Origin of the sequence: Streptomyces sp. NPDC005393 (assembly GCF_040606675.1) — a bacterium.
Classification (GTDB): domain Bacteria; phylum Actinomycetota; class Actinomycetes; order Streptomycetales; family Streptomycetaceae; genus Streptomyces.
Window position 1 is genome coordinate 1 of the sequence record NZ_JBEXFG010000031.1, and the last position, 18,951, is coordinate 18,951.

Genomic DNA, 18,951 nt, shown 5'->3' on the forward strand with positions numbered 1-18,951 from the left:
ACCCCCGAGCCCTACGGCCTCACCGGTTAGAGTGCGCAGCGATGACCGCTGACCGTTTCCACCGGGCCCTCGGGAGCCTGCGCGGACTGGCCGTGCCCCCACGGTCCGCCCGCCGCCCGCCGCGTCGGCCGTCCCGGCCGCACGCGCGGCGGCGGCACCGGCGGCAGGTACGGACTCAGCGCCTTCTGCGGCCTGGCCGCCGGCCACCGGATGACTCTCTTCGGCCTTACGCGCCGCAGCGTCCGGCTCGGCCGCCGACACACCCTCCGCCCCGGCCTCGCCGACCGCGGGCCGGGGCGCCGACGCGTCCGCGGTCTCGGCCGCACGCGCGGCGGCGCCCGCCCCGGCGGCGGGCACGGCGTCGGCCGCAGGCGCGGCCCCCGCCCCGGCGGACCGGGTGGGGGGCGTCAGGGGGCTGGGGCGGAGTTCCAGGGGGCGGGGGGTCATGTCGCGGGCGCCGTGGACCAGGTCCGGGCGGACCGCCATGACCGCGCCGACCGTCAGCGCCGTGATGGCCGCCTCGCCGATGCCGATCAGCACATGGACGCCGACCATCGCCGTGAAGACCTTGTCGATCGGCACGTCCGTCGTCCCGCCGAGCGCGTAGATCGCGGTGAAGGCCACCGCCGCGGCCGGTACGGAGACGAGGGCCGCCACGAAGGACGCGACGGTGACCGTACGGCGCCGTCGCGGGCCCAGCTTCAGCAGGGCGCGGAAGATCCCGTACGCCACGACCGTGGTGACCACGGCCATGTCCGTGATGTTGACGCCGAGCGCGGTGAGGCCGCCGTCGGCGAAGAGGACGCCCTGCATCAGCAGTACTACGGAGACGCACAGCACCCCCGTGTACGGACCGACGAGTATCGCGGCCAGCGCGCCGCCGAGCAGATGCCCGCTGGTCCCGGCGGCGACGGGGAAGTTCAGCATCTGGACGGAGAAGATGAAGGCCGCGACAAGACCGGCCAGGGGCGCGGTGCGCTCACCGCCCCCTCCGCCACCGCCACCGCCAGCGCTCCCGCCCGCGCCCGCCGTGTCGGCCAGCTCGCCGCGGGCGCCGCGCAGGCTGACGGCGACGGCGACGGCGGCGACCGCACCGGTCGCCAACGAGACCGGGGCGTCGATGAATCCGTCGGGCACATGCATGGCGAGGCTCCGCTCCTGAGCTGCGGGTATCCGCTCGATGGTAGCGCCTACCTGCAAACAGCTCGCAAGAGCGCAGTCAGCGCGAAAACGGAAACACCGACGGCGGCCTTCCCGGAAGAAGGCCGCCGCCGTCGGCTGGGTTCACGCACCCACTAGACGCGCGTCAGCTCCGCGTCCTGCTCCGTCCGCGCCGGGGAGGCCGACTCGAGCTGCTTCCGCAGGCCCTCGCCCTCCACGTCGACGTTCGGCAGGGCCTTGTCCAGCCAGCGCGGCAGCCACCACGCAGACTTCCCGAGGAGCGCCAGCACCGCCGGGACGATGGCCATACGGACCACGAACGCGTCGAAGAGGACCGCGGTGGCGAGGCCGAAGCCGATCATCTTCACCATCGACTCGGACGAGCCGATGAATCCGGCGAAGACGCTGATCATGATGACCGCGGCGGCGGTGACGACCCGGGCGCCGTGCCGGAAGCCGGTGACGACGGCCTGGCCGGGCCGCTCGCCGTGGACGTAGGCCTCCCGCATCCGGGTCACCAGAAAGACCTCGTAGTCCATCGCCAGACCGAAGACCACACCGATCATGAAGATCGGCATCATGCTCATGATCGGGCCGGTCTCCTCGACGTTGAACAGGCTCGCCGCCCAGCCCCACTGGAAGACCGCGACGACCGCGCCCAGCGCCGCGACGACGGACAGCAGGAAGCCGAGCGCCGCCTTGAGCGGGACCAGCACGGACCGGAAGACGACCATCAGCAGCAGGAAGGCCAGTCCGACGACGAGGGCCAGATACGGCATCAGCGCGTCGTTCAGCTTCTGCGAGACGTCGATGTTCATCGCCGTCTGGCCGGTCACCAGCACCTCGGCACCGGTGTCGGATTTGAAGGAGCCCGCGTGGTCCCGGATGTCGGAGACGACCTTCTCGGTGTCGACGCTGCTCGGCTTGTACTTGGGTACGACCGTCAGCATCGCGGTGTCACCGGCCTTGTTGAAGACGGCCGGGCCCACGCCGGCGACGCCGTCCAGACCGGCGATGGTCGTGCGGACCTTGTCCACCGCGGCCTTGGGGTCGTCGCTGCCCTTGGCGTCGCCGGCCACCATCAGCGGCCCGTTGTAGCCGGGGCCGAAGCCGTCGGAGATCATGTCGTACGCCTTGCGCTTGTGGCTGCTGACCGGCTGCGAGCCGTCGTCCGGCAGACCGAGCTCCAGGCTGAGCGCGGGGACGGCGGCCGCACCGAGGCCGACCACGGCCAGCAGCAGCACCGCCACGGGGCGGCGCAGGACGAACCGCGCCCAGCGGGTGCCCATGTTGGGCTTCTCCTCGGCGCCCGAGGCGCCCGAGGCGCCCGAGGCCCGCTCCTCCATCCGCCGGCGCGCCTTGCGCCCGTACACCCGCTTGCCGACGAAGCCCAGCAGCGCGGGGATGAGGCTGATCGCGATGAGGACGGCGATGACGACCGTACCGGCCGCGGCGAAGCCCATCTTGGACAGCATGGGGATGTTGACGACCGCGAGGCCGACCAGCGCGATGACGACCGTGAGACCGGCGAAGACGACCGCGGAGCCCGCGGTGCCCACGGCACGCCCGGCGGCTTCCTCCCGCTCCCGCCCCTCGGCCAGCTCCGCGCGGTAGCGGGAGACGATGAACAGCGCGTAGTCGATGCCGACCGCGAGGCCGATCATCATGGCCAGCGTCGAGGTGGTGGAGGAGAGCCCCAGGGTGGTGGCGAGCGCGGTGATCGAGGAGATCCCGATGCCGACGCCGATGAGCGCGGTCAGCAGCGGCAGTCCGGCGGCGACCAGCGAGCCGAAGGTGATGGCGAGGACGACCGCGGAGATCGCGATACCGATGACTTCAGTGGAGCCGGTCTCCGGCATCTCCTGCAGCGCGTCACCGCCGATCTCCACCGTCAGACCCGACTTCTGGGCCTTCTCTCCCGCCTCCGTCAGCCCGTCCTTGGCGGCGTCCTTCAGCTCCAGGGCGTTGACCTTGTAAGTGGTCAGGATGTACGCCGTGGAGCCGTCCTTGCTGACGGCCTTGGTCTTGTACGGGTCGTCGACCGAGGCGACCTGCGGAGAGCTGGCCTTCAGGTCGGCGACCGTCTCGTTGACCACGGCCTTGTTGTCCGGGTCGGTCATCTTCTCGCCGCCCGGGGCGCGGAAGACCACACGGGCGGTGGCGCCGTCGGCGTTACCACCGGGGAAGCGCTGTTCCAGCAGGTCGAAGGCCTTTTGGGCCTCCGTGCCCGGGATGGAGAAGCTGTCATTGGCGGGCGGCGAGGCAGTGGCGGCGCCGACGCCCGCGACCGCCAGCAGCGCCACCCATATCAGGGCGACGAAGCGGCGGCGCCGAAAGGCGAACCGGCCGAGTTTATAGAGGAACGTGGCCACGAGGAGAGGTGCTCCCGTCGAGTAGGTGTCACTGGCAGGGGTGGGTGAACCAGACCGGCGACGAGAGCGGCGCGCCGATCGGGACCTTATGGGTTGTGGGTGGTGCAGGTGATGCGGGGGGAAAGGGGCTATGCGCCGAGAGCGGGGAGGATCACGGCGTCGATGTATTCCTGGAGATACGCGAGGTCGGGCTCCTTGGCCTCGATCAGCGGCCGGGCGACATACGCGCCGCACATCATGTGCGGGACATAGCCGAGGGCGGGTGCGTCCGGGGCGATCTCGCCCCGGTCGACGGCGCGCCCCAGCAGCGCGTTGAGCGCGGCGATCTCGGGATAGAACAACAGCTCCCGCAGGGCCTCCTGGAGGTCCTCGTTGTCATGGATGGCCTGGGCGAGCCCCCTCATGAGCGCGGTATCCCGCTCCCGGGCGCTGTCGGAGCACCGCACGATCTCGTGCAGATCGCCGCGGAGCGATCCGGTGTCGATCTCCTCGAGCGAGACGGGCTTGGTCTGCCGCAGGGCGGTGACGACCAGCTGGGGCTTGCTCTTCCACTGGCGGTAGAGCGTGGCCTTGCTGGAGTGCGTACGGGCCGCGACGGCATCCATCGTCAGTGCCTCGTAGCCGACCTCTCCGAGAAGCTCGATGACGGCCTCGTACAACTCCCGCTCGCGCTCGGGGGAGAGCCGAGTGCGGCGCACCTGGGCAGTGGGCCGGTCTTCTGTCTGGTGGTCCGTAGCGTGCACGCCGCGCCTCCCTCCGAACGAAACGGTTTCGTACCGCTCCAGCATACGTCCGGCCGTATCGAAACTGCCACGTTTCGCTCGTGGTGTCGGTCACAGAACCGAGTTGCTCCGAACGGCCTAGCTCGAAAACATGGGTAGGTGAGCAGCGACTCCGTGAGCGACGCACGCGAGGCCACCGGGCGGCACCAGGCCACGAAACCCGCACCTTCGCCTCGCGGGCGGAGAAGCGAACAAAAGGACGCCGTGAGCGACGCACGCAAGGCCACCGGGCGGCACCAGGCCACGAGACCCGCACTTCCGCCGCCTCGGGGGCGGAGAAGCGAGCAAGAGGAGACCGTGAGCGACTCCGTGAGCCACACACGCGACAGGGACCGCGCGTATCTGCGGTACCCGCATCTGCACGGCGACTTGCTGTGCTTCGCGGCCGAGGACGATCTGTGGGTCGCTCCACTGACCGCCCCCGGGAAGCCTCCCGGGCGGGCGTGGCGGCTGACCGTGGACCGTACGCGCGTGGGCCATCCCCGGTTCTCCCCCGACGGCTCGCAGATCGCTTTCACCACCTGGCGCAGCCTGGATCCGGAGGTCCATCTCGTCCCCGTGGACGGCGGTCCGGCCCGCCGGCTGACCTACTGGGGCAGTACGGACGCCCGGGTCTGCGGCTGGACGCCGCCCGACCCGGACGGCACCTCGCACATCCTGGCCGTCTCCTCGCACGGCCAGCCGTTCTCGCACTTCTCCTGGGCCTACAGCCTGCCCACCGACGGGGATCCCGGGGGGCGGCTGCCCTGGGGGCCGGTGTCCGATATCGCGGTCGCCGACTTCGGCGGTGAGCGCCGCACTCTGCTGCTGACCGGCAAGCCGCCGCATGAGCCGGCCACCTGGAAGCGCTACCGGGGCGGCGCCATGGGCCGGCTGTGGCTGCACGGCACCCGGCTCGTCCCGGAGCTGGAGGGCCATCTGGACGCGGCGATGTTCGTCGGCGGCCGGATCGCCTTCCTCTCCGACCACGAGGGCATCGGCAATCTCTACTCCTGTCTGCCCGACGGCTCCGATCTGCGCCGCCACACCGACCACGCGGACTTCTACGCCCGGCACGCCTCGACCGACGGCTCACGCGTCGTCTACCAGTGCGCGGGCGAGCTGTGGCTGGTGGACGATCTGAGCCCGGACGGTGTGCCGCGCAGGCTCGGGGTGCGGCTCGGCGGGGCGCGGGCCGGGCGGCGGTCCTACCAGATTCCCGCCGCCTCCCACATCGACTCGCTGTCCGTGGACGCCACGGGCCGGGCGAGCGCGGTGTGCGTCCGCGGCAGCCTCTACTGGCTGACGCACCGCGACGGCCCCGCCCGCACCCTCGCCGACACCCCGGGCGTCCGGGTGCGGCTGCCCGTGATCCTGGGCTCCACCGGACGCGTCGCCTACGTCACGGACGCGGAGGGCGAGGACGCGATCGAGATCAGCTTTCTGCCCCGGGCCAGCGAGCCGGGCGAGCCGCGCCGGCTGGCCGCCGGGCAACTGGGGCGGGTGCACGAGGTGGAGCCCTCGCCGGACGGGGACCGGCTCGCGGTCGCCTCGAACGACGGACAGCTGCTCCTGGTGGACACCTCGGCGGAGGGGGACGGCCAGGTCACCGAGCTGGTCCGGTCGCTCAACGGGCCGGTGGGCGACTTCGCCTTCTCCCCCGACTCGGCGTGGCTGGCCTGGTCCCATCCCGGCATCGGCCGCTCACTGCGCTCGATCAAGATCGCGCGGCTGACCGACCGGACGATGGTGGACGTGACCAGCGGGCGGTTCGAGGACGAGGAGCCGGTCTTCACCAGTGACGGCCGCTATCTCGCCTTCCTCTCCTGGCGCGGTTTCGACCCCGTCTACGACGTGCACACCGGTGACCTCTCCTTCCCGCTCGGCTGCCGCCCCTATCTCGTACCGCTGTCCTCCGCGACGCCGTCGCCCTTCGCGCTGTCCCCCGAGGGCCGCCCGGCGGCCGGCGGGCTCGACCCGGACGACAGCGGGGGCGAGGGCGAGGGCACGGTGACGGTCGAGGTGGAGGGGCTGGCCAGCCGGGTCACGGTCTTCCCCGTCTCCGCCTCGAAGTACTCCTCGCTGTATCCGGTCAGCGGCGGCGGTCTGGTGTGGCTGCGCTGGCCGATCTCGGGCGCGCTCGGCGAGACGTTCGCCAATCCGGCCGACACCTCGGCCCGCCCCACCCTGGAGCACTTCAATCTGGCGAAGGCCAAGCGCACCGAACTCACCAGTGAACTGGACTGGTTCGCGGTCAGTGGCGACGGCTCTCGGCTGGTGCTCCACGACGACGGCGATCTGCGGGCGGTGCCCGCGACCGAGACCGCCGACAGCGACTCGACCGTCCAAATCGATATGCGGCGCATCCAGCACACCGTCGAACCGGCGGCCGAGTGGCGGCAGGCGTACGAGGAGGCGGGCCGGATCACCCGCGCCTACTTCTGGGACCCGGGAATGTGCGGCATCGACTGGGACGGAGTGCTCGACCAGTACCGGCCGCTGGTCGAACGGGTCGCCTCGCCGGACGAGTTCGCCGATCTGCTCCGCGAGGTGCTGGGCGAGCTCGGCACCTCGCACGCGTACGTCGCCGCAGCGCGGCGGAACGAGGGCCCGGCCCACTACCAGCGCCCCATCGGACTGCTCGGCGCCAACTTCACCCGCACCAAGGAGGGGGCGTGGGTGGTGGCCCGCATTCTGCCCGGCGAGTCCTCCGACTCCCGGGCGCGCTCGCCGCTCGCGGGCTCGGGCATCCGGGAGGGCGCCAGGCTCACCCATGTCGACGGGCGCCCGGTGGATCCGGTGGCCGGTCCGTATCCGCTGCTGGCGGCCGCGGGCGGGACGACGGTGGAGCTGACGTTCAGCTCGCCGGACGGGGAGGGGCCGCCGCGCCGGGTCGCGGTCGTCCCGCTGGTCGACGACCGGCCGCTGCGCTACCAGGACTGGGTGGCCAAGCGGCGGTTCGTCGTACGGGAGTTGAGCGACGGGCGGTGCGGCTATCTGCACATCCCCGACATGGGCGGCTCGGGCTGGGCGCAGTTCAACCGGGATCTGCGCCGTGAGGTGTCGCTGCCCTCGCTGATCGTGGACGTACGGGGCAACGCGGGAGGCCACATCAGCGATCTGGTGATCGAGAAGCTCACCCGCACCGTGATCGGTTGGGACCTCACGCGCAACGCCCAGCCCGTCTCGTACACCAGCAACGCACCGCGCGGCCCGATCGTCGCGGTCGCCGACGAGATGACCGCCTCCGACGGCGACATGATCACCGCGGCCTTCAAGGTAGAGGGCATCGGCCCGGTGGTGGGGCTGCGCACCTGGGGCGGGGTGGTCGGAATGACCGGCCGGCACCGGCTCGGGGACGGTACGGCGATCACGGTGCCGATGAACGCCGCGTGGTTCGAGGCCTATGGCTGGGGCATCGAGAACCACGGGGTGGAGCCGGACATCGAGGCGCCGCGCTCGCCGCTGGACTGGGCGGAGGGGCGCCATCCGCAGCTGGGCCTCGCCGTCCGTACGGCACTTGAGCTGCTGGACCGGCATCCGGCGGCGACCCCGCCCGACTACTCGGACGTGCCGGACCTGCGTCGCCCGAAGCTGCCGCCGCGCCACCGGAATTGAGCGCACCGGAATTGAGCGTGCGAAGGGGCGCATCCGTCACGGATGCGCCCCTCCCGCACTCTTCTTGCGCCGCCTGCTGCCGGCGTCACATCTCTTCGAAGGGCTCCTGGTCCTGCATCTCGTCGCCCCGGCCCTGACGGCGCTCACGGCTCATGCGCTGGGCCTGCTCGCGGTCCTCGGGACGGCCCTGCTGCGGACGGCCCTGCTGCGCATGGTCCTGCTGATGGGCGCGCTCGCCCATCCGCTCGCCGGACTCCTGGCCGCGCCGCGGCTCCTGGCTCCGCTCGCCCTGCGTCTTCCGCTCGCCCTGCGTCTTCCGCTTGCCCTGCTGAGCCTTCTCGTTGGACTGGTCCTTGGTGCCCATCATGTCACTCCTCATCGGGTGAAAGGGGTCGGGCCCGACCAGAGTTACACGCACCGACATACTCCGCATTTCGGATCGACGGAGGTGAAGAAGGCGCAGGTCAGCGCGGTTGACAGAGCGTTACTGGTGACGCTGAGTGCCTGCCGCCCTCGCCTTCTCGTCGGCCGCGCCGCCCTCGCCCACCAGACCGCCCCGCTCGCCTCGCGTCGCCGCCAGCCGCGGCTCGGCCCGGCGCATCTCGCGCTGCCCCACCGTCGCGATGAGCGCGGGCAGATAGCCGCGCACCGACTGCATTCCGCGCAGCCACCACTGCGCGTACACATGGGCGGACCGGCGCTCGATCCCGGCCACCAGCCGGTCCACGGCCGGGCCCAGCGGATAGGTGCGGTTGGCGGGCCAGGGCAGCCGCTGCCTGAGCTCCCGCATCACCTCGTCCCGGTCGGCGCCGCGCACCATGTCCGTATCCGTCCAGCTGAGATAGCCGACGCCCACCCGCACGCCGCGATGGCCCACCTCGGCCCGCAGACAGTGCGCGAACGCCTCCACCCCCGACTTGGAGGCGCAGTACGCCGTCATCATCGGTGCGGGCGTGATCGCGGCGAGCGAGGCGATCTGCAGCAGATAGCCCCGGCTGGCGGTGAGCGCGGGCAGGAAGGCGCGGGCCGTGGTGACGCTGCCCAGCAGATTGACCTCGATCACCCGCCGCCAGGCCGTCTCCTCGGATTCGAGGAACGGACCGCCCTGCGCGACACCCGCGTTGGCGCAGACGATGTCCACCGCGCCGAACCGCTCCACGACCTCCCGCGCGACCCGCGCCATCGCCTCGGAGTCGGTGACATCGGCGCACCAGTGGGCGGAGTCGGCCGGCAGCCGCTCCGACACCCGCTTCAGTTCGTCCGGCTCCAGACCCACCAGGGCCACCTTGGCGCCGCGCGCCGACAGCTTGCGGGCGAGCAGTTCGCCGACGCCTCGCGCCGCTCCCGTCACCACCGCGACCTGGCCCTCCAGGCTCCTGCGCGCACTCATGTCGTCTGCTCCTCAGCTTTTGCGGTCGGTGATTTCGGGGCCGACGCCGCGGGGTCCGCGTACGAGATGACGAGGTCACGGATGACCCCGGCCACGGCCGCGGGATCCTCGACCGGGGTCATATGGCCGAGCCCCGGCAGCTCGGTGAGGCCGGTGCAGCGCGGCAGCCCGGCGGCGAGCTCCTGTGCGAGTGCGGGCGGAGTGAGCCGGTCGGCGGTGCCGACGATGACGGCCGCGGGCATGGTCAGTTCGGCCATCCCGGCCTCCAGATCCAGCTCGTCGAGGACCTGCGCCCATGCGGCGCGTACGGCGCGGGGGCAGTCGTGCACGATCCGCGCGCACGCCTCCACCATGGCAGGCTCCGCGCCCGGCCCCAGCGTCCCGTAGTGCAGCAGCCGTTTGCCGAGCGGCGTGACCGGGCCGAGCGGAGCGCGCGAGCCGAGGATCGCGCGCTGCACCCGCGTCCGTACGCGCGCCGAGCGCAGCGGCACCACCCGCGCCCGCTCCACCAGCCGTGAGGCGCCCGTGCTGCACAGCACCACGGCGGCGGCGCGTTCGCGCAGCTGCGGGCGTCCGGCGGCGGCGAGCAGCGTCATCCCGCCCATGGAGTGCCCCGCCACCACGGCCCGCTCACCGGACGGGAGGGCCTGTTCCAGCACGGCCACCAGATCGTCGGCGAGGGCGTGGGTGGTGTAGCCGCCGGGGCCCGGGGCCGGGCTGCGGCCATGGCCGCGCTGGTCGTACACGATCACCCGGTGGTCGGCGGCCAGTTCGCGGACGACCGGCGCCCAGAAGGCGGTCGAGCAGGTCCAGCCGTGCGCGAGCACCACGGCGGGGGCGCCCACGGGCCCGTGCACCTCCGCGTACAGCCGGGTGCCGTCGGCCGAGGTGACGGTCAGATCATGGGCGGGCGCGGGCGGGGCGTACGGTCCGGAGGTCACGTACGGGGGCTTCCTCATCGGGACGACCCCCGCTCCGCGGCGGCCGGCACGACGGCAGCCTCGGATCCGCTCTCGCCCTGCGGCCGCAGCACCTTGTACTCCTCGGGGTGCACGCGCCGGGTGACCTTCTTGAACTCGCTGGTCGTGCCCGGCCAGAGGGTCGTGTTACGGCCGTTGTCCAGGTACCAGCTGTCACAGCCGCCCACGTTCCAGACCGTCCGCCTCATCCGTTCCTCGATCCGTTCGTTGTAGTCCCGCACCGCCGACGGCTTGGCGTCCATCGCGACCTTCCCGCCGAGGGTGTCCAACTGGCGCAGATAGTCGGCCATGTAGTTCAGCTGCGCCTCGATGATGAGGATCATCGAGCTGTTCCCGAGCCCGGTGTTGGGCCCGATGATCGTCATGAAGTTGGGGAAACCGGCCGCGCTCGTGCCGCGCAGCGCCTCCATCCCGCCCTTCCACTCCTCCGCGAGCGTCGTGCCGTGCGCCCCGGTCACACGGTGCGCGATGGGCATATCGGTGACGTGGAAGCCGGTCCCGAAGACGATCGCGTCCGCCTCGGTCTCGGTGCCGTCGGAGGCGACGAGGGTGGAGCCGCGCACTTCCCTCAGCCCGGCCGCGACCACGTCCACATGCGGCTGGGCGAGCGCGGGGTAGTAGTCGTTGGACAGCAGGATCCGCTTGCAGCCGATGCGGTAGTCAGGCGTCAGCTTGGCGCGCAGCACCGGGTCCTTGACCGCCCGCTTCATATGCGCGCCGGCCAGCCGCTCGACCATCCCCAACTGGCCCGGCCGCTTGGTGAAGGCGCCGACCTGCAGCTCCCGTATCCCCCACAGCACCCCGCGGCGCAGCGCGCGGGTGGCCGGAATCCTGGTGTGCAGCCAGCGCTCGACGCCGCTGATCCGGCGGTCCATGCGCGGCAGCACCCAGGGCGGGGTGCGCTGGAAGAGGGTGAGATGCCCCACCTCGTCCTGGATGGCGGGCACGATCTGGATGGCGGAGGCACCGGTGCCGACCATCGCGACGCGCTTGCCGCGCAGATCGAAGCCGTGGTCCCAGCGCGCGGAGTGGAAGACCTTGCCGGGGAAGCCGTCGAGGCCCGGGATGTCGGGGACCTTGGGATCCGACAGCCCACCGGTCGCGTTGACCACGACATCGGCGGTCAGCGTCCCGCCCGCGGTCTCGATCTCCCAGTGCAGCGCGCCGGCATCCCAGCGCGCGGCCAGCACCTCGGCGTCGAAGCGCAGATGCGGACGCAGCCCGAAGGCGTCGGCGACCCGCTCCAGGTACCCCCGGATATGCGGCTGGCCGGAGAAGGTCCGCGGCCAGTCGGGGTTGGGCGCGAAGGAGAAGGAGTAGAGGTGCGACGGAACATCGCAGGCACAGCCCGGATAGCTGTTGTCCCGCCAGGTCCCGCCCACCTCGCCCGCCCGCTCCAGGACCACGAAGTCGGTGATGCCCTCACGGCGCAGCCGTACCGCCGCGCCCAGGCCACCGAATCCGGATCCGACCACCGCCACCCGTACATGCTCATGCGTCAGCCCAGCCATGCCGCCGCCTCTCGCCACGAACTACTCGAACCACTCGGAAACAGACCGTGCCAGCGATCACTGGCACGATGGGAGCGTAGGGCAGGGATCTACCGAGCGGTAGGGGTCGCGCGGAAGGAAGTTACCGCCGGTCGCACCCGTCGGTGGCGGCATAGGCTGCCCTCGTGGCGACGAGCGAGGCGGACGAGACGGACGAGGTACGCGAATACCGCATGGCGGAACTGGCCGACAAGGCCGGGATCACCGTGCGCACCCTGCGCTTCTACCGGGAGCGCAAGCTCATTCCGCCACCACGCCGCGACGGCCGTATCGCCTGGTACGACGACCACCATCTGGCCCGGCTGCGGACGATCGCGGCGCTGCTGGAGCGCGGCCACACCCTCGGCGGGATAGCCGAGTTGATCGCCGCCTTCGAAAGCGGCCGCCGGGACGTGGGCGAACTGCTCGGGCTGCCCGGAGCCGCCTCGTCCGGAACCGTCCCGTCCTGGTCGGAGGAGACCCCGGTCCGGCTCACCCCGGAGGCACTCGCCGACTACTTCACCGGCGAGGTGACCCCGGACAACCTCATCGCCTCACTCGACATCGGCTATCTCACGGTCGACGGCGACGAGATCGTGCACATCAGCCGCCGACTGCTGGACGCCTCCCGTGCCCTGGTCGACCGGGGTGTGCCACTGGCCGCCGTCCTCGCGGCCGGACGCGACGTACGCGAGCATGTGGACGCGATCGCCGAGACCTTCGCGGCGCTGCTGCGCACCCATGTGCTCGCCGACGCCGGGGAGCGCGGCGAAGAGCTCGGCGAGACCATGGAGCGACTGCGGCCGCTCGCCAAGAGCGTGGTGGACGCCGAGCTGTCGATGGCCATGGACCGCAGGATGCGGGCCAACCCCGACGCGCGGCCCGGCGCCCAGCCCCCGCCGACCGCCACGGACGCGGTAGCCGCCGCGGCCACCCCGGACGCCCCGGCCCCGGCGAACACCGCGGACGCTCCGGCCCCGGCGGACACCGGAGACGCTCCGGCCCCGGCGGACACCCCGGACGCCCAGGACCCGGCGGACACCCCGGACGCCCAAGACCCGGCGGACACCCCGGACGCCCAAGACCCGGCGGACACCCCGGACGCCCAAGACCCGGCGGACACCCCGGACACCCAAGACCCGGCGGACACCCCGGCCACCCAGGACCCGGCGGACACCGGAGACGCTCCCGCCCCGGCGGACACCGCGGACGCCCAGGACCCGGCGGACACCGGAGACGGGCCGGACGCGTCCCCACGCTGCGGGCCGACCTGGGCCGCGTCAGCCTGGGATCATGAGCGAACTGCCGCGCTACCGGTACGAGGAGCTGGCCGACCAGATCCAGGAGGAGGTCCGGTCAGGGAAGCCGGCGAAGGGCGCCGCCCTGCCCGCTGAGCGCCGCATGACGGAGGTGTACGGGGTCCGCATCGGGACCGTGCGCCGTGCCGTCGCGCCGCTCCGGGAACGGGGCATGGTCGCGACCCTCCCCGCGAAGGGGACCTTCGTCATGGGGGCCGGATCGGCGACCGAAGAGGACGGCGGAGAGAAGTCGCTCTGTAGGCCGCGCGTCGGCCTATCGGTCGAATACGACCGTCACCGGGGCGTGGTCTGACCAGCGCTCCGCGTGTGTGGCCGCACGCTCCACGTACGCCTTCACGGCACGGCCGGCGATGCCGGGCGATGTGCAAACCAGGTCGATGCGCCAGCCCGCGTCGTTGTCGAACGCCCGGCCGCGGTAGGACCACCACGAGTACGGACCGGCGACGTCCGGATGCAGCGCGCGCACCACGTCCACGTACGCCGCCTCCTCGAAGACGCGGCTCAGCCACGCGCGCTCCTCCGGCAGGAAGCCGGACTTCTTCTGGTTGGCCTTCCAGTTCTTGAGGTCGGCCTCCCGGTGGGCGATGTTCCAGTCGCCGCACACCAGCGCCTCGCGCCCGCCGGCCGCCGCCCGCTCGCGCAGCTCCTTCAGGTACGGAAGGAACTCCGCCATGAAGCGCTCCTTCTCGTCCTGCCGCTCGGTGCCGACCTCCCCCGAGGGCAGATAGAGGCTGCCGACGGTCACCCCGGGAAGGTCGACCTCCACATAGCGGCCGCTGCCGTCGAACTCCGAGGATCCGAAGCCGACCCGTACGCCCTCCAGCTCGCGCCGCGCGTACACCGACACCCCGGCCCGGCCCTTCGCCGCCGCCGGGGCATGCACCACATGCCAGCCGTCCGGCTCGCGGACGGCCTCGGGAAGCTCCCGCGGCTCGGCACGTACCTCCTGGAGGCACACCACATCGGCCGCGGTACCGTCAAGCCAGGGCACGAAGCCCTTCTTGGCAGCGGCGCGCAGCCCGTTTACATTCACGGTCGTCACGGTGAGCACACCGGCACGATACGACACATAAACCCCACGCTCGCCACGACCGCATAGAAGTACGATACTCTGTATGAATATCCGAACCATCCGGTACGACCACCCCGACGCCGTCAAGCTCAATGAAGAGGTCCAGGCGGAGTACGCCGAGCGCTACGGCGAGGGGGATCTCACACCCATGGACGCGGGCCACTTCGACCCGCCCCACGGCCTCTACCTCATCGCCTACGACGAGGACGGCACCCCGCTCGCGAGCGGCGGCTGGCGCAGCCAGAAGCGGAGCGAGGAGGGCTACGCGGACGGGGACGCCGAACTCAAGCGGATGTTCGTGGTCCGCGCGGCGCGCGGCCAGGGGCTCGCCCGGCTGATCCTGGCGGCGCTGGAGGACAGCGCCCGCATGGCGGGGCGGGTGCGGATGGTCCTGGAGACCGGCACCATGCAGCCCGAGGCCATCGGGCTCTACACCTCATGCGGCTATGAGCCGGTGACGAAGTTCGGGCTCTACCGCTTCGAGGAGAGCAGCCGCTGCTTCGCCAAGTCGCTGGTCCTCAGCGGTGCGGCTCACCAGAAGAACCAGCCGGGGGTCGCGCTGTAGACCTGCGGTGTGTGGTCGCAGCTCCGTTCGTCGAACCCCTGGGCCGCGATCCGGGCCGCCTCGCGCTCGCCGCGGGCGTCGACTCCGTCCGCCGCGACGATCAGCGCGGCGATGACGGCGAGGAAGACCAGCGGGACCGCGGCAGTCCTCGTGTGCGCCTCCCGACACTGGGTCACGCCCACCACGGCCGTGACCCCGGCCGCCAGCACCGGCCCCAGGGCCGTACAGGTGAGATGGTCGACCGCGGGCGAGGCATGGCGGAAGACATAGTCGCGGCCCCCGCGCAGCCGCTCATAGAGCGCGGCAGCGGTGAGCGGGAGGCCGAATCCGGCCACATGGTGCGCCTTGAGGGAAGGACCCGCCCCGGCCGCGGAGCGGGTCCCCTTTCCGGCCGTACGGATCACCCCTTGCCGGCGAACTTCTTGCTGATCGCGCCGAACACGGCCTTGGCCTCGGCCCCCAGATGCGGGCCCGCGAGCCAGGTGTGTCCGTACGAGCCGATCGAACTGTTGGACACCAGCACCGTCTTGCCACCGTGGTTCACGAACCAGCCGCCGCCCGACGTACCGCCGGTCATCGAGCACCCGATCCGGTACATGGTGGGCGCGGTGGGCGAGAACGACAGCCGGCCCGGCCTGCTGGTGCAGTTGAACATCTTCGCCCCGTCGTACGGCGGGGCCGCCGGGTAGCCGTACGCGCCGATCGAGCTCACCCGGTTCGCCGACGGCGCCCCGAACCACACCGGCACGGAGGCCCCGACCGTCTCCTGCAGCGACTTGCCGCCGCCGTTCTCCGGCTTCACACGCAGCACCGCGAAGTCGTACGAGGACGCCGTACCGCCGGTCTCGCCGCCCGCGTCGATCCACTCCGACGAGGTCTGCGACCAGTCCGCCCACCACACGCCGTACGGAGTGACCTCCCGCTGCGCGGCGGTCTGGGCCTTGTTGGCCGACAGCCCGCCGTCGTTGTACGACGGCACGAACACGATGTTCCGCATCCAGCCGCCCTTCTTGCCGGAGTGCACGCAATGGCCCGCGGTCCACACCAGATTCGACTTGCCCGGGTGGGCCGGATCGTCGACGACCGTGCCGGAGCACACCATCGGCCCCTCGGGGCTGTCGAAGAAGACCTTCCCGACCGGCGCCATGTTCTGGTGGTACGGCCGCGAGACCTGCTTGGCCGGCACGGCGGGCGGCTCGGGATCGGTGGCGGCCTGGTTCTGGCCGGCGGCCTGGGTGGAGACGGTGTTCGGCGAGTCCTTCGCCTTGGCCATCCTGGACGGCTGCCAGAAGTTCTTGATCACAGGGTTGGCGAAATCCGATGCCCTGCGAGCCCAGTTGTCCCAGTTCTTCCAGCCGCTCTCCTTCCACTTCTTCAGATCGCCCAGACTCGTCGGAACGCCCTTCGGCAGCGTGATCCCGTCCTTGGCCTGCTGCCCGTCGGAAGCGGCCGATGTGCTCGACGCGGACCCGGCCTTGTCGTCACCGGGCCCGCAGGCCGAGGCGGAGACCACCAACAGCGCGGTCATGGCAGCGGCCGCCGCGGTGGAGCGGCGTATGAGTGGCATGGAGCCTTATCCCCCTGTGTGGTGCTGTGATGTGCTCATGTGCTCTGCACTACGGCGCTTTCGCGCCAAGGTCCCACTGGGACAGGCACCTACTATGCCCGCGCCTCTGGCCAGGGCCATCACCTGTCTCACAGCCAGCACACAACACGAACGGTGTCAGCACGATTCCATGACATCGAACGCTCTTTCACCCCGCCCGCCTGGCACCGCCCGCGGCGGCCGAAGGAGCCCCGGCGCCTCAGTGGCCGGGAGTTGGGCTCAGCCCAAAATTCCCGTGGCGCGCGCAGACCGCAGCCACATCGGAAACTCGCTCATCAGCGCGTCGTAGAGCACCTCGTCCGGCACAGCGGAGGGGGTGTTGCCCACGGGGAAGAAGCCGGCGTTGTCCACGGGCCGCTTGGTCGGGACCGGCAGATCGTCAAGTTTGCGCAGAAAGTCGAATTGCTTGCCCTCAGGGTCGCCGAAGCCGATGAACTGCCAGAAGATCGGCAACCGGGCGGCCGTGCACAGCACATGCTCGGCAGCCGTACGGGACGTCGGACCGCCATCGGTCTGGAAGATCACCAACGCCGGGGCAGTGCACCCCGAGGCCGCGTAGTGGTCGATGACGGCCTGCATGGCCAGGTGGTAATTGGTGCGCCCCATCCGCCCGTAGCCGTCATGCAGGGCGCCGATACGGCCCTCGTAGTCGTCCAGGCCGACCTCGGCGATGCCGTCGATCTCCGTGGAGAAGAAGACGACGGGCACCACGCCGTCGTCGTCCAGATTCGCCGACAGGCCAAGGGCCTGCTCCGCCAGCCGCTGAACGGCGCCGCTCTTGTAGTGCCGCCCCATGCTGAGCGAGCGGTCCAGGACGAGATAGACCGCCGCCCGCTGCCCGGCGAGGCCGGACTTCTCCAGCGATATCCGCGCGGTCTTGTACAGATTGACCAGCCGCGGGGCGACCGTCTGCACCTTCTCCAAGCTGACGGCCGAGGATCCGGCAGCGGCCGGACGAGATCGCTTGGTGTAGTCAATGGCCATATTTCTCCCCCAGGCGAAGGCGCGCGACACGACGCGCTTACCGTACGCCGCCGTTGTCGGACCTTACGGGGAAATCAGCAGCAACATGGCCATCGTCAGCTGGGTGACTCCCCGCGGCTTGAAGGCCCAGGAGCGGGCCGTGGAGAACGGGAGGCGGTCCCGGGGGCAGCCGGCGGCGAAGACGCCCAGCAACACGCCGCACCTCCATCGAGCCGACATCTCCTTTGGTCGGCCGCGGGCCCCTCGAAACAAGAAAATCCCGCCCGATCTCACGATCGGACGGGATCTCCCACTGCGCTGTGGACCTGAGGGGATTTGAACCCCTGACCCCCTCGATGCGAACGAGGTGCGCTACCAGTCTGCGCCACAGGCCCTTGCGACGAATGAAACTCTAGCATCCCCTCCGGGATGCTTGGAAATCCGTTCCCCGCTGGTCAACGGAGTGGCTGTCACTCGTTGGCCGCACGCGGCCGGTCCTCGTCGGCGTACTGGTCGAAGAGGGGCGTACGGCCGCGTTCGCGGGGGCGGCGGGTGGGCGCGGGGTGGGAGGCGGGGGCCGGGGCGGGGGTGGGGTCGGCGGTGCTGGAGCGGGCGGAGCTCCAGGCGTCGGGGGCGGCCAGGTCGACGCTGCCGGTCGCGCGGGGGGCGACGGGCGCGGTGACGTACGTCGGCAGTGGTACGGGCACCGGCTCCCAGCCCTCCCCGGCGGCGGGGCCGCGCTCGCGCTCGCGCTCCTGGTCCACCCACTCCGCGTGATCGGTCTGCTCGACCAGGGCGCGGCGCCCGGCCGCGTGCGCGGAGGTGGGCGGGGCGGGGGCGGGCTCGGCTTCGGCGGGGGCGGGCGGGTCGGCGGGGCCGTCGGCGGCGGACGGGCCGTCGGCGGGCGGGTGGGTGCGCGGGCGGCGCTCGCGCAGGCGCTGCGCGGCCTGCTCGGCGCGGCGCTGGTCCATGGTGAAGGCGAAGCGGCGCCGCTCCTGGGAGCGGAGGTAGGCGATATAGGCGCTGAGCAGTATGGCCGGGATGGCCGGGGCCCACAGGAAGGCGAGGCCGCCGACGGCGGCGACGACCGCGCCGAGGGTGAAGGCGAGGAAGAGCATCACGGTGGTACGGCGCCGGCGCGCGAGCACCCGCGCGCGCCGCACCCGGTCCACGGCGCTCCCCCCGGTGGACGGCGGCGCGGCCTCGCCGGGCCCCGGCGGGGGCGACCCCGCCGCGGCACCCGTCGGCGCCGGGGCGCGCAGGGTCACGGGGTCGGCGAAGGCCCGGACGTCGACCGCGTCGGTGACGGCTTCCGGGTCGGCCGCGAAGCGCTCCGGCTCGGCGAGGCCGCCCCCGGCGTCGGGGGCGGTTGCGTCCTCGGCGGTGCGCTCCGCGGGGACATCCGCCGGGTCCCCCGGGCGCTCGGCGTCCTCGAGGCTCTTGGCGTAACGGCGCTCCATGCCCGCCCGTCCGGACAGCAGCCGGATGGCGGTACTGAAGCGTTCCGTCGGACGGGCCTCATTGAGCTCGTCCTGCCTACGAAGCCACATCGGCACCAAATAGGCGGCCCAGGCCCCGACGATGACTGCGTAGATGAGGCCACTGCTGCTCACGC

The 18,951-nt window shown here is 71.7% G+C and carries 16 protein-coding genes, 1 tRNA gene and 1 pseudogene; 4 read left to right on the forward strand and 14 right to left on the reverse strand.

What is annotated here, in order from left to right:
• The 3 genes from ABZS71_RS23530 to ABZS71_RS23540 all read right to left on the reverse strand — a co-directional run.
• Positions 1-1,143: energy-coupling factor ABC transporter permease (locus ABZS71_RS23530; RefSeq protein WP_356213207.1), on the reverse strand; the 1,143-nt coding region annotated here is incomplete at its 3' end.
• A gap of 152 nt (positions 1,144-1,295) precedes the next feature.
• Positions 1,296-3,533, reverse strand: coding sequence for an MMPL family transporter (locus tag ABZS71_RS23535; protein ID WP_356213210.1), 2,238 nt, complete (start codon positions 3,531-3,533; stop codon positions 1,296-1,298).
• 128 nt (positions 3,534-3,661) lie between these two features.
• On the reverse strand, positions 3,662-4,231 hold the full coding sequence (locus ABZS71_RS23540) for a TetR/AcrR family transcriptional regulator (protein ID WP_355858324.1): 570 nt from the start codon (positions 4,229-4,231) through the stop codon (positions 3,662-3,664).
• Positions 4,232-4,612: 381 nt separating this feature from the next.
• Here ABZS71_RS23540 and ABZS71_RS23545 point away from each other — a divergent pair, with 381 nt between their 5' ends.
• The gene (locus ABZS71_RS23545) at positions 4,613-7,912 is read left to right on the forward strand and encodes a S41 family peptidase (protein WP_356213213.1); all 3,300 of its coding nucleotides are present in this window, start codon (positions 4,613-4,615) and stop codon (positions 7,910-7,912) included.
• Positions 7,913-7,997: 85 nt separating this feature from the next.
• Here the strand turns inward: ABZS71_RS23545 and ABZS71_RS23550 are convergent, their stop codons facing one another.
• From ABZS71_RS23550 to ABZS71_RS23565, 4 genes are all read right to left on the reverse strand, one after another.
• Positions 7,998-8,279 (reverse strand): hypothetical protein, encoded by a 282-nt coding sequence (locus tag ABZS71_RS23550; RefSeq protein ID WP_356213216.1) that lies wholly within the window; start codon positions 8,277-8,279, stop codon positions 7,998-8,000.
• Positions 8,280-8,396: 117 nt separating this feature from the next.
• On the reverse strand, positions 8,397-9,302 hold the full coding sequence (locus ABZS71_RS23555; RefSeq protein WP_356213219.1) for an SDR family oxidoreductase: 906 nt from the start codon (positions 9,300-9,302) through the stop codon (positions 8,397-8,399).
• Positions 9,299-10,261 carry an alpha/beta hydrolase gene (locus tag ABZS71_RS23560; RefSeq protein ID WP_356213222.1) on the reverse strand — a complete coding sequence of 321 codons (963 nt, stop codon included), beginning with the start codon at positions 10,259-10,261 and terminating at the stop codon, positions 9,299-9,301. Before ABZS71_RS23560 ends, ABZS71_RS23555 begins: the two co-directional genes overlap by 4 nt.
• On the reverse strand, positions 10,258-11,793 hold the full coding sequence (locus tag ABZS71_RS23565; protein ID WP_356213225.1) for an NAD(P)/FAD-dependent oxidoreductase: 1,536 nt from the start codon (positions 11,791-11,793) through the stop codon (positions 10,258-10,260). The genes ABZS71_RS23560 and ABZS71_RS23565 overlap by 4 nt, the downstream gene beginning before the upstream one ends.
• A gap of 212 nt (positions 11,794-12,005) precedes the next feature.
• Here ABZS71_RS23565 and ABZS71_RS23570 point away from each other — a divergent pair.
• Positions 12,006-12,674: pseudogene (locus ABZS71_RS23570) on the forward strand (MerR family transcriptional regulator); the annotation flags it as partial.
• Between the two features lie 430 nt (positions 12,675-13,104).
• Positions 13,105-13,422 carry a winged helix-turn-helix domain-containing protein gene (locus ABZS71_RS23575; RefSeq protein ID WP_356213228.1) on the forward strand — a complete coding sequence of 106 codons (318 nt, stop codon included), beginning with the start codon at positions 13,105-13,107 and terminating at the stop codon, positions 13,420-13,422.
• On the opposite strand, the gene ABZS71_RS23580 is transcribed toward ABZS71_RS23575, so the two are convergent.
• Positions 13,384-14,181 (reverse strand): exodeoxyribonuclease III, encoded by a 798-nt coding sequence (locus ABZS71_RS23580; protein WP_356213231.1) that lies wholly within the window; start codon positions 14,179-14,181, stop codon positions 13,384-13,386. The two genes, ABZS71_RS23575 and ABZS71_RS23580, sit on opposite strands and share 39 nt — an antisense overlap.
• A 64-nt stretch (positions 14,182-14,245) precedes the next feature.
• Between ABZS71_RS23580 and ABZS71_RS23585 the strand changes: the two genes are divergently transcribed.
• Complete coding sequence (locus tag ABZS71_RS23585) at positions 14,246-14,767, forward strand: GNAT family N-acetyltransferase (RefSeq protein WP_356213234.1); 522 nt, start codon at positions 14,246-14,248, stop codon at positions 14,765-14,767.
• Here the strand turns inward: ABZS71_RS23585 and ABZS71_RS23590 are convergent.
• The 6 genes from ABZS71_RS23590 to glpR all read right to left on the reverse strand — a co-directional run bounded on the left by ABZS71_RS23590 (position 14,734) and on the right by glpR (position 18,949).
• Positions 14,734-15,171, reverse strand: coding sequence for a hypothetical protein (locus tag ABZS71_RS23590; protein ID WP_356213237.1), 438 nt, complete (start codon positions 15,169-15,171; stop codon positions 14,734-14,736). The two genes, ABZS71_RS23585 and ABZS71_RS23590, sit on opposite strands and share 34 nt — an antisense overlap.
• On the reverse strand, positions 15,168-16,334 hold the full coding sequence (locus ABZS71_RS23595) for a hypothetical protein (protein ID WP_355858298.1): 1,167 nt from the start codon (positions 16,332-16,334) through the stop codon (positions 15,168-15,170). The genes ABZS71_RS23590 and ABZS71_RS23595 overlap by 4 nt, the downstream gene beginning before the upstream one ends.
• 258 nt (positions 16,335-16,592) lie before the next feature.
• Positions 16,593-17,357, reverse strand: a complete 765-nt coding sequence (locus tag ABZS71_RS23600) for a VWA domain-containing protein (protein WP_356213240.1) — start codon at positions 17,355-17,357, stop codon at positions 16,593-16,595.
• A 63-nt stretch (positions 17,358-17,420) separates the two neighbouring features.
• Entirely contained in the window at positions 17,421-17,552 is a 132-nt protein-coding gene (locus ABZS71_RS23605) for a hypothetical protein (protein WP_355858304.1), read from the reverse strand.
• A gap of 105 nt (positions 17,553-17,657) precedes the next feature.
• Positions 17,658-17,731, reverse strand: a tRNA-Ala gene (locus ABZS71_RS23610).
• Positions 17,732-17,806: 75 nt separating this feature from the next.
• Complete coding sequence (glpR, locus tag ABZS71_RS23615) at positions 17,807-18,949, reverse strand: gephyrin-like molybdotransferase receptor GlpR (RefSeq protein WP_355845172.1); 1,143 nt, start codon at positions 18,947-18,949, stop codon at positions 17,807-17,809.
• Positions 18,950-18,951 lie beyond the last annotated feature (2 nt).